A 13298-nucleotide genomic window follows, 5' to 3' on the forward strand; every position below is an offset into this window, starting at 1 on the left:
GAAAGAGGATCCGTGGCTGAGGACTTCGTACACCTGCACGTGCACACCGAGTACTCGATGCTCGATGGGGCCGCCCGCCTGGGCGACCTGATGCAGGCGACGAAGGCCTCGGGAATGAACGCGATCGCCACGACCGACCACGGGTACCTCTTCGGCGCCTTCGACTTCTGGAAGCAGGCCACCGACGCCGGCATCAAACCGATCATCGGCGTTGAGGCCTACCTGACTCCGGGCACCGCGCGCACCGACAAGACCCGCGTGAAGTGGCGCACCGATGAGAGCCAGCGCGGCGACGACGTCTCCGGCGGCGGCGCCTACACGCACAAGACGCTGCTGGCGGAGAACAACACCGGCATGCGCAACCTCTTCAAGGCATCCTCGCTGGCCAGTCTGGACTCCGCATTCGCGAAGTACCCGCGCCTGGATCGCGAGCTGCTCAACACGTACTCCGAAGGCCTCATCGCCACCACCGGCTGCCCCTCGGGAGAAGTGCAGACGCGGCTGCGACTCGGTCAGTACGACGAAGCCGTCAGAGCCGCAGCGGAGTTCCGCGACATCTTCGGCAAGAACAACTACTACTGCGAGATCATGGACCACGGTCTGACGATCGAGCGACGCGTCGTCAAGGACCTGCTGCGCCTGGCGAAGGACCTCGGCCTGCCGCTGGTGGCCACCAACGACCTGCACTACACCCACGAATCCGACGCCAAGGCCCACGAAGCGCTGCTGGCCCTGCAGTCAGGTTCGAAGCTCATCGAACCGACCTACGACCAGGGCGGCAGCCGCTTCGCGTTCTCCGGCTCCGGCTACTACCTCAAGACTCCGGCTGAGATGCGCGCACTGTTCAAGGAGCTGCCCGAGGCGTGCAACAACACCCTTGAGATCGCCGAGCGCTGCGAGATCTCCTTCGACACCAGCGCCAACTACATGCCCCAGTTCCCCTGCCCGCCCGGTGAGGACGAGACCTCGTGGCTGGTCAAGGAAGTCGAGAAGGGCCTGCACTACCGCTACCCGAACGGCATCCCCGACGACGTGCGCAAACAGGCCGACTACGAACTCGACGTCATCATCTCGATGGGCTTCCCCGGCTACTTCCTCGTCGTCGCCGACTTCATCAACTGGTCGAAGGAGAACGGCATCCGAGTAGGCCCCGGCCGCGGCTCGGGTGCCGGTTCGATGGTCGCCTACGCCCTGCGCATCACAGACCTCGACCCGCTGGAGCACGGACTGATCTTCGAGCGGTTCCTCAACCCCGACCGTGTGTCGATGCCCGACTTCGACGTCGACTTCGATGATCGTCGCCGCGGTGAGGTCATCGACTACGTCACCGAGAAGTACGGCGACGAGCGCGTGGCGATGATCGTCACCTACGGCACCATCAAGACCAAGCAGGCGCTCAAAGACTCCGCCCGCATCATGGGCAAGCCGTTCTCCCTCGGCGAGAAGCTGACGAAGGCGCTGCCGCCGGCGGTCATGGCCAAGGACATCCCGCTGGCCGACATCGAAGAGCCCCAGGCACCGCGCTACGGCGAAGCAGGGGAGTTCCGCGAACTGCTGGAGACCGATCCCGAGGCGCGGGAGACCTTCGAGACCGCGAAGGGCCTGGAGGGCCTCAAACGCGGGTGGGGTGTGCATGCCGCCGGCGTCATCATGTCGTCTGACCCGATCATCGACGTCATCCCGATCATGCGCCGGTTCCAGGACGGGCAGGTCATCACGCAGTTCGACTACCCCACCTGTGAGGGCCTCGGCCTCATCAAGATGGACTTCCTCGGCTTGCGCAACCTCACGATCATCTCCGACGCGATCGAGAACATCCGGCTGAACAAGGACTTCGAACTCGACCTGGAGCACCTGGCCCTCGACGACGAGGAGTCCTACAAGCTGCTCTCCCGCGGAGACACCCTCGGTGTGTTCCAGCTCGACGGCGGCGGCCTGCGCGGACTGCTGCGGATGATGCGCCCGGACAACTTCGAAGACATCTCCGCCACCATCGCGCTCTACCGGCCCGGCCCGATGGGCGCGGACTCGCATACGAACTTCGCGCTGCGCAAGAACGGCCTGCAGGAGATCACCCCGATCCACCCCGAGCTGGCCGAACCGCTCGCTGAGATCCTCGACACCACCTACGGCCTCATCATCTACCAGGAGCAGGTGATGGCGATCGCGCAGAAGGTCGCAGGCTACTCGCTCGGCCAAGCAGACATTCTGCGCCGCGCAATGGGCAAGAAGAAGAAGGCCGAACTGGACAAGCAGCAGGTCGGCTTCTTCGGCGGCATGAAGGAACGCGGCTATTCCGAGGCGGCGGCCCAGGCGCTGTGGGACATCCTGCTGCCCTTCTCCGACTACGCCTTCAACAAGGCCCACTCAGCAGCCTACGGGCTCGTGTCGTACTGGACGGCCTACCTCAAGGCCCACTATCCGGCCGAGTACATGGCCGCCCTGCTGACCTCAGTCGGGGACAACAAGGACAAGCTCGCCCTCTACCTCAGCGAGTGCCGGCGCATGCACATCACCGTTCTGCCGCCGGACGTCAACGAATCCGCCAACAACTTCACGCCGGTCGGCGACGATATCCGCTTCGGCATGGGAGCGGTGCGCAACGTCGGCGGCAACGTCGTGCAGGGCATCGTCGAAGCCCGGCAGGACAAAGGCAAGTTCACCTCCTTCAATGACTTCCTCGACAAGGTGCCCAGCCAGGTGTGCAACAAGCGCACCATCGAATCGCTCATCAAAGCCGGCGCCTTCGACTCGCTTGACCACAACCGGCGCAGCCTCGTCGAGATCCACGAAGAGGCGGTCGACGCCGTCATCGGCGTCAAGCGCCAGGAAGCCGCCGGCCAGTTCGACCTGTTCGCCGGCCTCGGCGAGGAGGACGAGTCGAGCTTCGCGGTCAAGATCCCCGAGCGCACCGAGTGGGAGAAGAAGGAGCTGCTGGCCTTCGAACGCGAAATGCTCGGCCTCTACGTCTCCGACCATCCGCTCAACGGGCTCGAGGACATCCTGCAGTCGGAATCAGAGGGCTCGATCGCTCAGCTGCTCGACCCGGAGAACAAGCGCCCGGACGGATCCCAGACCACGATCTGCGGCATGATCACCCAGGTCTCGCGGAAGGTCTCGAAGAACTCCGGTCGCCCGTACGCGATCGTCACCATCGAAGACCTCGAAGCGAGCATGGAGGTGATGTTCTTCGGCGACACCTACGAGCCGGTGGCGACCCTGCTGACCAATGACCTCGTCATCACCGTCACCGGCCGGATCCGCCGCTCCGATGACCGGCCGACCTCGCTCATGGCGATGTCGATGACGATCCCGGACGTCACCGATCGCGCCGACCGGCCGCTGTACGTGTCGATGCCGGTCGAACGCTGCACACCGGACCTCGTCGAGAACCTCAAGATGATCCTGCAGGCCAACCCCGGCCAGACCGAGGTGCGGCTGTGCCTGACGAACCGCGAGCGCACGACGATCATGCGCCTCGACCGCGGCCTGCGGGTGACGGCGGACCCGAGCCTGTTCGGCGATCTCAAGGGCCTGCTCGGGCCCAGCTGCCTGACGGCCCCAGCGACCACGTCGATCTTCTGACCACCGACAGGCACTGCGCTTCTCGCTGTGCGGGGCGCCGGACGGCAGGAAGGCAGAGGACGTAGAATGGAGCGCGTGACCCACGCGCTCATGAATGTCCTCGACCTCACCGACACGCCGCTCGACCGTCGCACGCTGCGCCGGTCCGTGCCGCGCGCCCGCCTCGATTCCGCCTCCGCTGCCGAGGCGGTCATCCCGATCGTCGACGATGTCGAGACCCGCGGTCGGGCTGCGGTGCTGGAGTACACGCAGACGTTCGACGCGGTGCTGCCCGAGCGGCTGCGGGTGCCCGCCGAGGAGCTCACCGCTGCCTGTGCGAGCCTCGACGCCGGGCTGCGCACAGCGCTGGAGGAGACCATCCGCCGCTGCCGGCGGGTCGCTGACGGCGATCGGCGCTCCTCAGCCACGACCGCATTCTCCGGTGGTGGTTCCGTGACATCACGCTGGCTGCCGATCGAACGCGTCGGTCTCTACGTCCCCGGCGGGCTGGCCGTCTACCCCTCAACCGTCATCATGAACGCCGTTCCCGCCCAGGCCGCCGGCGTCGACTCGATCGCCATCGTCTCGCCGCCGCAGGCCGACGGCCTGCCCCACCCGACAGTGCTCGCAGCTGCTGGACTCCTCGGCATCGACGAAGTATGGGCCATGGGCGGAGCTCAGTCTGTCGCCGCGCTGGCCTACGGGTTCGATGACGGTGAAGAGCTCGAGCCGGTCGATCTCATCACCGGGCCCGGCAATGCCTTCGTCGCAGCCGCCAAAGCACGGGTGCGTTCGGTCGTCGGCATCGACACGATCGCCGGGCCGACTGAGATCATCATCCTCGCCGACGACACCGCGGACCCGGCACTCGTGGCAGCCGATCTCATCAGCCAGGCCGAACACGACCCGATGGCCGCCTCGGTGCTCGTCACCGAAAGCCAGGACCTCATCGACGCCGTGCAGCAGGAGATCACGCGCCAGGCTGCCTGTGCGACACACTCCGAGCGCATCCGCACCGCACTGTCCGGGGAGCAGTCCGCGATCCTCAGGGTCGCCTCCCGGCAGGCTGGCCTGGCCGTGGTCAACGCCTATGCCGGTGAGCACGTCGAAGTGTTCGTCAGCGACCCACACGCCGCAGCCGAGCAGATCACCAACGCCGGTGCCGTGTTCATCGGCCCGTTCTCACCGGTGGCCCTCGGAGACTACTGCGCCGGGTCGAACCACGTGCTGCCTACCGGCGGAACCGCCGCCTACGCCTCGGCGCTCGGCGTGCAGTCCTTCCTCAAGGGAAGCCAGGTCATCGACTACCCGGCTGCGGCACTGGCCGCGGTCGCCGACCACATCGAAACGCTGGCAGCTGCCGAGGATCTGCCCGCCCACGGTGAAGCCGTTCGGCTGCGCCGCAGCAAGCCGGGAATGGAGGCCTGATGCACTGCCCATTCTGCCGCCACCCTGACTCGCGCGTCGTCGACTCGCGCACCGCCGAGGACGGCTCGTCGATCCGCCGGCGCCGCCAGTGCCCGCAGTGCTCCCGCCGGTTCACCACCATGGAGGCCACCAGTCTGTCGGTCGTCAAACGCTCGGGCGTGTCCGAGGAGTTCTCCCGGCAGAAAGTCGTTGCCGGCGTGCGCAAGGCATGCCAAGGCCGACCAGTCGGGGAGGACGATCTGGCCAAGCTCGCCCAGCAGGTCGAGGAGAAGATCCGCTCACAGGGAATCGCTGAGATCGAAGCCGACGAAGTCGGCCTGGCGATCCTCGAACCGCTGCGCGAACTCGACCAGGTCGCCTACCTGCGGTTCGCCAGCGTGTACCAGAGCTTTGACTCCCTGGAAGACTTCGAGGCAGCGATCGAATCGCTGCGCGCCGAGCGCGACGAAGAAGCATGAGCACCCTGCTGAACGAATTGCGAGAAGAAGCTGGATCCAGTTCGTGAAACGGCCGGAAGTATGTGTAAGATAAAACGTGCGCCCAAGGCGCACGCCGCCTGTGGCGTCGGAGGGGAAGCCGACGCCACGGGCGGCTTTCACTTTGCCCCGAAGAAGATGCGCCTGAGCACCCGATGAGGATGCTGAGGCGCGCGCTGGCCTTATGTGCGGTTCTCTGCTGCGATGAAGGGTGCGAGGACCGATTCACCGATGCTGAGGATCCTCAGCCGGGCGGTCGAACGGGTCAGCGAGACATACAGCTGGCCGACTCCCGCCGCACTGCCGGCAGGGGCGATCGACGCCGGATCGACGATGATGACGCTGTCGAACTCGAGGCCGCGGACCTCACTGGGATCGAGGACGGCGACTGCGTGATCGATCCCGGCAGGACCGGCAGCGAAGTCGACATCAGGGTCGGAGGCCAACGCCGCCGCCACCCGATCGGCGTGCTCGGGCATCGCGATGACGGCCAGCTGGCCGCCGCCGAGTTCGGCGCGTTCGCTGCGCACGATCTCCGGCAGCTTCCGGCACAGCGTCTCGATGTCGTCGAAGCACTCAGCCAGCGGGTCATAGGTCCCCTCGCGCACCGGCGAGGGGACTGACAGCTGCGGGAAGTACTCCCGCAGCAGTTCGTTGGCCACGGTCATGATGCGTCCCGGAGTGCGGTAGGAGACCGTCAGCTCCTCCATCTCGAAGCGATCGCCGATGTGCGGCGCCAAGACCGAGGACCAGGTGCGCGTCGCATCCATCGTCGAAGCCTGGGCGAGGTCGCCGACGACAGTCGCCGACTTGCTCGGCACACGCCGGAACAGCACCCGCCACTGCATGGGACTGAGCTCCTGCGCCTCGTCGACCACGAGGTGACCGTACGTCCACTCGCGGTCCTGTGCGGCCCGCTCAGCCAGGGTCCGCTCATCGGTGTCCTGCTGATAGCGCTGGGCGATCGTCTCAGCTGACACCATGTCACCGGTGCCGGTCATATCGAGCACCGCCTGGGCGTACTCCAGCTCGGCATTCACGGTGCCGGCCTGCTCCTGGGCCTCGAGCACCTCGGTGCTCGGCCCGATGAGTTCAGCGATCTCATCGAGCAGCGGCACATCCTCAACGGTGACCTGTCCGCCGCGAACCCGGCGGATGAGGGCCATCTCCTCCAAGCTCAGGATTCCGTCGGCGGCGGGCACCAGCCGGTGCGGTTTGCTCAGCAGCGCATCGAGCACTCCGCGCGGGCTCAGTGGCAGCCAGCACAGGTTGATCGCCACGCGCACATCGCGGGCCCGGCGCAGCTCGTCGGTCAGCTCAGCCAGCACCTCGGGCGTGGGCTCGTAGTGCTTCGCGGCCGCCAGCGCACCGGCGAGCAGGCTGAGCAGGTGCTTGACGAAGGTCAGGCGCGCCCCGTTGTGCGGCTTGCCGCTGCGACGTGCCCGGTCCTGTGCCTCCTTGACCATCGCCGGGGTCATGGTGATGGTGTGACTGATCGTCTTGAGCTGCTGCGGGTCGTCAGGCACTCGCTGGTAGGCGCGCACCGCCCGCTTGATGACCTCAACCATCCGCAGGTCACCCTTGACCGCAGCCGTCGGCGCGGTGTCATGGGCGGTGGCGTTGACCTCGGGCATGAGCTGACCGGGGGTCAGCAGCACGGCACCGGTCTCACCGAGGCTGGGCAGCACCTGCTCGATGTACTTGAGGAATACCGGCGAGGGCCCGATGAGCAGCACACCGGACTTTGCGATGCGCTCCCGGTGCTGGTACAGCAGGTAGGCTGCGCGGTGCAGCGCGACTGCGGTCTTGCCGGTCCCCGGTCCGCCCTGTACGACCACGAGCCGATCGAGGGGACGGCGGATGATGCGGTCCTGTTCGGACTGGATAGTTGCGACGATGTCGCCCATCCGGCCGGTGCGATGGGCGTCGAGGGAGGCGATGAGAGCGCCTTCGCCGTGCAGCCCGGCGCGCTGCTGGGCACTGAGCGCCGACAGGTCGAGGACATCGTCCTCGACGCTGATGACTCGGCGGCGTCGCGTAGCGATGTGCCGGCGGCGGGTGAGGTCACCTGGGTTCTCGGCAGTCGCGCGGTAGAACGGCTCGCTGGCCGGGGCCCGCCAGTCCATCAGCAGCTGGGTGCGGTCCTGAGCGGAGATCCCGATGCGCCCGATGTAGGTTGTGGCGCCGGTGACGGTGTCGATGCGGCCGAAGCACAGCCCCTCTTCGGCATTGCGCAGGCGGATGAGCTGATCCTCATACATGCTGGCGAAGGCATCGCGTTCGGAACGGTTCTGGTGGTTGCCCCCGACATGCGTCCGGCGCACGTGGTTGAGGCTGGCAGCGGTCTCCTCACGCAACGCGTCGAGACGCGCGTAGACGGTGTCGAGGTGCTGCTGTTCGTGGCTGATCTCGGTCTCTTCGCTCACCTTCCGCCTTTCTGGTCGGCAATCAATTATGCCGTGTTCTCACGCCCCCGTCACCACAGGCATGTCGGCGGCACAGAATTGAGGAGGAGTTCACCTGCCTGTTGCCGGCCATCCGCAGAAGTCAGCGAGCTTCCGGCCCGCCAGCACCGAGGCGACGGCAGGGCCGGCGCGCAGCGTCTTGTCGACGTGTCGGGTTTGACCGGCGTACCTACCAGGCAACGAGGGAGGTCGTCATGGACGGCACAGCAGCAAGCAGTGGCATGGAGCAGGTGGTGGTGTACCTGCGCATCTCCGAGGATCGTACCGGTGCGGAGGCCGGGGTCGAGCGGCAACGCCAGGACTGCCTGGAGCTGTGCGCGCGGCTCGGGATCAGCGACCCGGCGATCTTCATGGACAACGACATCTCGGCCTACTCGGGCAAGAAACGCCCCGGCTACCTCGACCTACTCGAACGCGTGAAGCTGGGGCCGTCGCGGATTGTGGCATGGCATGTGGACCGCCTCTACCGTCGCCCCCGCGAACTGGAAGACCTCATCGACCTCGTGGAGACGCATCCGATCCGGATCGAGACGGTCAAGGGCGGCGCGTTCGACCTGAACACCCACGAAGGCAGGCTCATGGCCCGTCGGCTCGTCGCGATCGCCTCCTACGAATCCGGCCACAAAGCCGACCGCATCCGCCGGGCGAACCAGCAGAAAGCCGAGCGCGGCGACTGGCACGGCGGGGCAAAGTACGGGTACGGCATCGGCGGCGTCCTCATCCCCGAAGTAGCCGCCGTCATCCGCGAGATGGCCGACCGGTTCCTCGCAGGGCAGTCGGTGCGGCAGATCACCAGGTGGCTCAACCGCGACGACGGACCAACACCGCCGTCGAAAGGCAAGAGCCGGTTGAACGTGTGGCACGAGAGCACCGTCGGCTCGATCCTGTGCTCCGCGCGCATCTCGGGGCAGCGCGCCTACGAACCAGCATCCAAGACGACGGCGACGTGGGAACGGCGCGATCGGGCGATCCTGGGGCCGGGGAACTGGGAGGCGATCATCACCCCGGAAGAGACGATGCGTATCCGGGCGGTGTTCAACCATCCCGACCGGCGCGTGGGCCGCTCCTCCAAAAGCCTGCTCGCCGGGCTGATTTCCTGCGCGAAGTGCGGGAACACGCTCGTGTCGTCGGGGTTGCACCGAGGCGAGACGTCTATCGGGAAGCGCCGCTTCTACCGTTGCCTGCCCCTGCCCGGCAGGCCCGAGCGGGGCGGGCTCGTCGTGTCCGCGCACGGCATCGAAACCCTGGTAAGCGAAGCGATGATCGCGCGCCTAGCCGCGACCACGCTGCCGACCGCCGCGCCGGGCGAGGACGCCGGGATCACCGCGGCGATGGAGCAGATCACCGCCGCCCGTCAGCGGATGGAGGACATGGCCCGCGACTACGGAGCCGGGCTGCTCTCCCGCACCGAGCTCCACGCCGCGAAGACCGCCGCCACCGCGGCAATCAACAACGCAGAACTCGTCCTGGGACGTAACGCGAAGTCGTCCGCGTTGAAGGGTATCCCCATCGGCGACGAGCAGGCACTACGAGAGGCGTGGGAAACCGAGTGGTCGATCCCGCAGAAACGAGCGATCATCGCCGCACTGATCGACACCCTCATCGTCAAACCCGCACAGCCCGGCAAGACCGGGGCGAGGTTCCGACCCGAACGCGTCGAACTCACCTTCAAAGCCTGAACCAACACGGCACGCGCGAGGTCATCGCTTGGGGCGAGTGAGGACGCGGAGCTTCGCCAGGGCGACCGGATCGGTCACACCGACCGGCACCCCGGAACACTCGCACGCCTCGCGCGTCCACACCACCGGGTCAAACCCCGGCGGCAGACCGCTCGGAACCCGGCTCTGCCGCTCACGAGCCGAGGGTGCCGGGGAAGCCTTGGGGGTGCTGTGTGCTGCTGTGGTTGCCATGCCAGACAGGTACGCAGCATCAACCACAATATCTAGTGCGAATGAAGCGATGCAAACGCTATATGTAGATGTTGTCGCGAGTAGCGCCACCCGGTCGATGCCACCCGGAGGCCGGGCCGCACCACCGAGGAGGTTCACCGTTCAGGCGTCGGGTTGGGGTGGGCGGCGCGTATGGCGTCTGTCAGCGCGTTGTCGTCGCGGAGTGAGTCCGGCGGTTCACCGTTGAGCAGGCGCAGCAGTATGCCGTCGCCGGTCGGGGTGCCGGTGTGCTTCGCCGCGGGATGGCCCAGTACGATCCGCAGCAGCGCAGTCCAGGACCGTGGCGGCAGACCCAGCACGACCGGCACGGTGCGGTCGCGGCGCAGCACCTCCACCGCACGGGACCGCGAAGACAGGTCAGCCAGCCGATAGGCCACATGCTCCACGCAGTCGGCCACGAGCGCGGCATCCCAGCCCTCCAACACGAACAGTCCCACCACCTCCGACAGCACGGCAGCGACCGGCCCGTCATCCTCACCGGACTCTGGATCATCATCGTCGGGAGCGACCGCGAACGCAGGATGGTAGTCGGCCAGGCCCTCTCGGTCCGCGAACCGCACGGCATCATGGAATCCGGCGATCCTGGGCGTGCGGCGGGCCTTGCTCGTCGCCACCAACAGCCCAGCAGCCCGAGCCTCGACGCCGCAGGTGATCTGCACGGCGCGGGTGACCACGGCCCACGGGTTCCCTGCGTTCCGCGTCGAGGGGGCGAGCATGACCTCGAACGCCGCCGACGCGATATGCCACGGGTCGAGGTTGTGTTTCCTGGCCAGCCGTCGATACCGCTCGGCGGTGTAGCGCATCAGATCCGCCGCCTCCCGATCACCCTGCCACGCCCCAGGCCCAGACTCGTGCAGGCGGAGGAGCAGGGCGCGTAGCCCTTCGGGCGTCTCGAATCCTCGGCTGCCCGGCTCCGCAGCGTCGTCGGCGGCGGGCGGGGTGTGTTCGGCCACGGTGGTACCTCCCGTGAAGGAGGTGGCCCACCAGGAGCCAGACCAGGACGCTCACCAACGCGCCCCTATGCCCGCCGCTCGTCAGCATTACTGTTCGACTTATCCCAGTGCCATTTCGAAACTCTCGGCTGACCGTTGAGATGGCGACGGAGGAATTACCTGGGGTGGATACCTTGTGCTCCGGGGGCGCAGCCGTGGCTCAGTTCGCGGCGCTCGGGCGTTGTTCTGTTCATGCCGTTCGTGTGCCTTCTGGTGAGGGAAGTTGCTAGACGGCGGCGAGTCCGATGGTGACGAGGATGAACCCGAGGAGCTGAAGCGATCCTCGGGTGATCTGGAAGACATCCCAACGGCGGCGCATTGCGATGAAGCCTTCGGGTGCGGTGTCCTGTTTGATGCGTCCGGTGCGGAAGTTGATGGGCACGTTGCCGAAGATGGTGACGATGAGCGCGATCCCGAGGGCGACGGCGGCGGAGATCAGCCAGGCCGAGGGCGTCGGGATTGCGACGGTGATCGCGAGGACGGTGGCGGCGGTCATGCCGATGGGCATGATGCGTCCGTAGGTCTTGAGCAGCCCTTTCTCGAAGGTGAGCTGGTCGTCGGGAGCGAGTTTTCGGATCACGGGGTGCACGAGTGCGACAGAGGCGAACTCGGCTGACCCGACGAATCCGGTGACGAGGATGGTGGCAGTCTCCAGCCAGTTCATGATGTTGACCTTTCGGCGGCGTTGTCGCGCTGTAGCGCGATCCACCTGGCGAACGGGGTGGGAGGGGTGCCGAAGTCCTGGAACCACGCGGTGGTGTCGGTCACGTCGCCGTGGCGGTCAATGCTGTCGAGGATGCCCAGGGGTCTGGTCATCTCGCCCTTCAGGAATAGGCGATTGATGGCGCGCATGAATCCGAGCGGCATGACCCGCACCGCGTTCGATGCAACGGGCTTGCCGGATATTGCGCCCGCGTATGCGGCGGTCGCCTCCCGCAATGTCATCGTCTGCTCCCCGGCCACGTCGTAGACCTTGTTCGCGGTTTCGGGCATCTCGAACGCGCGGGAGGCAGCCGCCATGATGTCGTCAGCGGTGACGGGGTGGATCGGGTGCGGTTGGTTGCCGATGAGTACCGGGCGGCCGCCTCGGATGAACTTCGCGAGCGTTTCATTGATGAACCCGACACGGAACACGGTGGATGCCACCGGGCTGGCCATCAAGAGTTGCTCGCCACGGGCCTTGGAGTGTTCCCAGGGATAGTCGGCATAGGCGGGCTGTGCGAACATGCCGGAGATCAGCACCACGCGCCGCACCCCAGCCGCTTCAGCGGCGGCGGCAACGTTCGCAACGCCGTCTTCCTCGATGTGTCGCGCCCGCTCAGGGTCGCTCCCACCGTTGAGGGTCAGCAGCACGCCATCAACGTCGGTGAACGCGGCCACCAACGTGTCGGGGGCCGTGACGTCACCCCGCACGGTCTCGACACCCTTTGGTAGCGATGCCTTCTCTGGCGACCGCACGATCGCGCGCACTGTGTGGCCGTCTGCCAGCAGGCGGGTAAGGGCGTACCCACCGAGGTACCCGGTTGCTCCTATGACAGCGATGCGTGCCATCCCCGCCTCCTCATGGATAGTGCGATTATCTATTTATGGATACTAGTATTATCCATCTGAAAGCGCCAGCGCGATGGGAACGAGGTGCAACGTGGAGATGCGGATGGCGGAGCTGTCACGGCGGTCAGGGCTCAGCGTGCCCACGATCAAGTACTACTTGCGCGAAGGGCTGTTGCAGCCGGGGCGACGGACGAGCGTGAATCAGGCCAGATACGACGATGCCCATCTCGAACGCCTCCGACTGATCCGCGCGCTCGTGAAGGTTGCCGGGCTTCCGCTCGACAAGGTTCGGGAGGTCGTGCAGGCGGTCAGCATTGAGCCTTCCGTCCTCGATGCGATGGGCGTCACCCAAGACGCACTCGTTGGCGACGTTGGAGCCGTCCCAGGCGAGGAGGCTGCGTTACAGCTACTCTCGGAGCTCGTCACCGCGCGCGGTTGGCGATGCCAGGAGGGGTCGCCCGCGCACGCCGCAGCGGTTCAGGCGATAGCTGAGCTGCAGGCCGAAGACCTCACCCTTCTTCTGGATCGTCTCGATGAGTACGCCGACGCCGCGGACGCGGTTGGACGCATCGACGTCCGGGCCGTCGCTGAGGCCGAGAACCTCGAAACGATGATCCGCGGTGTCGTCCTGGGCAGCGTGCTTCGCCGCCCACTCCTGGACTCCCTCGTGCTCCTTGCCCAACAGCACTACGCCAACCAGCTCAACCAGAAGATCGAAACCACCAGGCACGACACTCCCACACGTCAAGCTCGCGCATAGCGCTCATCGCTCGACACGGATCACCTGCCCTGCCATCGCTAGAGCCAGACCCCCTACTTCTCTGGATCCAGCCCCGCTACTTCTCTGGATGCACGCATTTTACGGCGGGGCCG

Annotated in this window: 9 protein-coding genes; 5 read left to right on the forward strand and 4 right to left on the reverse strand. The window is 66.4% G+C overall.

What is annotated here, in order from left to right; all coding sequences use genetic code 11:
* Positions 1-57: 57 nt before the first annotated feature.
* The 3 genes from dnaE (at position 58) to nrdR (ending at position 5450) form a co-directional block, all read left to right on the forward strand.
* Positions 58-3585 carry a DNA polymerase III subunit alpha gene (dnaE, locus tag M3B11_RS01470; RefSeq protein ID WP_396121514.1) on the forward strand — a complete coding sequence of 1176 codons (3528 nt, stop codon included), beginning with the start codon at positions 58-60 and terminating at the stop codon, positions 3583-3585.
* Positions 3586-3651: 66 nt separating this feature from the next.
* The gene (gene hisD / locus M3B11_RS01475; protein ID WP_259874843.1) at positions 3652-4992 is read left to right on the forward strand and encodes a histidinol dehydrogenase; all 1341 of its coding nucleotides are present in this window, start codon (positions 3652-3654) and stop codon (positions 4990-4992) included.
* Positions 4992-5450 (forward strand): transcriptional regulator NrdR, encoded by a 459-nt coding sequence (nrdR, locus tag M3B11_RS01480; protein WP_102160528.1) that lies wholly within the window; start codon positions 4992-4994, stop codon positions 5448-5450. Before hisD ends, nrdR begins: the two co-directional genes overlap by 1 nt.
* Positions 5451-5650: 200 nt before the next feature.
* Here the strand turns inward: nrdR and M3B11_RS01485 are convergent, their stop codons facing one another.
* Complete coding sequence (locus M3B11_RS01485) at positions 5651-7894, reverse strand: AAA family ATPase (protein WP_259874845.1); 2244 nt, start codon at positions 7892-7894, stop codon at positions 5651-5653.
* 233 nt (positions 7895-8127) lie between these two features.
* On the opposite strand from M3B11_RS01485, the gene M3B11_RS01490 reads away from it, so the two are divergent.
* Positions 8128-9612, forward strand: a complete 1485-nt coding sequence (locus M3B11_RS01490) for a recombinase family protein (RefSeq protein WP_259874847.1) — start codon at positions 8128-8130, stop codon at positions 9610-9612.
* Positions 9613-9977: 365 nt separating this feature from the next.
* On the opposite strand, the gene M3B11_RS01495 is transcribed toward M3B11_RS01490, so the two are convergent.
* The 3 genes from M3B11_RS01495 to M3B11_RS01505 form a co-directional block, all read right to left on the reverse strand.
* A complete protein-coding gene (locus M3B11_RS01495; protein ID WP_259874848.1) occupies positions 9978-10835 on the reverse strand; it encodes an exopolyphosphatase in 858 nt (285 codons plus the stop codon).
* A gap of 265 nt (positions 10836-11100) precedes the next feature.
* On the reverse strand, positions 11101-11538 hold the full coding sequence (locus tag M3B11_RS01500; protein WP_068483897.1) for a DUF1772 domain-containing protein: 438 nt from the start codon (positions 11536-11538) through the stop codon (positions 11101-11103).
* Complete coding sequence (locus M3B11_RS01505; RefSeq protein ID WP_259874850.1) at positions 11535-12425, reverse strand: SDR family oxidoreductase; 891 nt, start codon at positions 12423-12425, stop codon at positions 11535-11537. Before M3B11_RS01505 ends, M3B11_RS01500 begins: the two co-directional genes overlap by 4 nt.
* 97 nt (positions 12426-12522) lie before the next feature.
* Between M3B11_RS01505 and M3B11_RS01510 the strand changes: the two genes are divergently transcribed.
* Positions 12523-13185, forward strand: a complete 663-nt coding sequence (locus M3B11_RS01510; RefSeq protein WP_259874951.1) for a MerR family transcriptional regulator — start codon at positions 12523-12525, stop codon at positions 13183-13185.
* Positions 13186-13298: the final 113 nt, after the last annotated feature.

Origin of the sequence: Brevibacterium sp. p3-SID960 (assembly GCF_025144725.1) — a bacterium.
Classification (GTDB): domain Bacteria; phylum Actinomycetota; class Actinomycetes; order Actinomycetales; family Brevibacteriaceae; genus Brevibacterium.

What these genes read in the sequence shown, in the direction of transcription:
- dnaE (WP_396121514.1), top strand. Translation starts at nt 58, where the DNA reads ATGCTCGATGGGGCCGCCCGCCTGGGCGACCTGATGCAGGCGACGAAG.
- hisD (WP_259874843.1), top strand. Translation starts at nt 3,652, where the DNA reads ATGGAGCGCGTGACCCACGCGCTCATGAATGTCCTCGACCTCACCGAC.
- nrdR (WP_102160528.1), top strand. Translation starts at nt 4,992, where the DNA reads ATGCACTGCCCATTCTGCCGCCACCCTGACTCGCGCGTCGTCGACTCG.
- M3B11_RS01490 (WP_259874847.1), top strand. Translation starts at nt 8,128, where the DNA reads ATGGACGGCACAGCAGCAAGCAGTGGCATGGAGCAGGTGGTGGTGTAC.
- M3B11_RS01500 (WP_068483897.1), bottom strand. Translation starts at nt 11,538, where the DNA reads ATGAACTGGCTGGAGACTGCCACCATCCTCGTCACCGGATTCGTCGGG.
- M3B11_RS01505 (WP_259874850.1), bottom strand. Translation starts at nt 12,425, where the DNA reads ATGGCACGCATCGCTGTCATAGGAGCAACCGGGTACCTCGGTGGGTAC.
- M3B11_RS01510 (WP_259874951.1), top strand. Translation starts at nt 12,523, where the DNA reads ATGCGGATGGCGGAGCTGTCACGGCGGTCAGGGCTCAGCGTGCCCACG.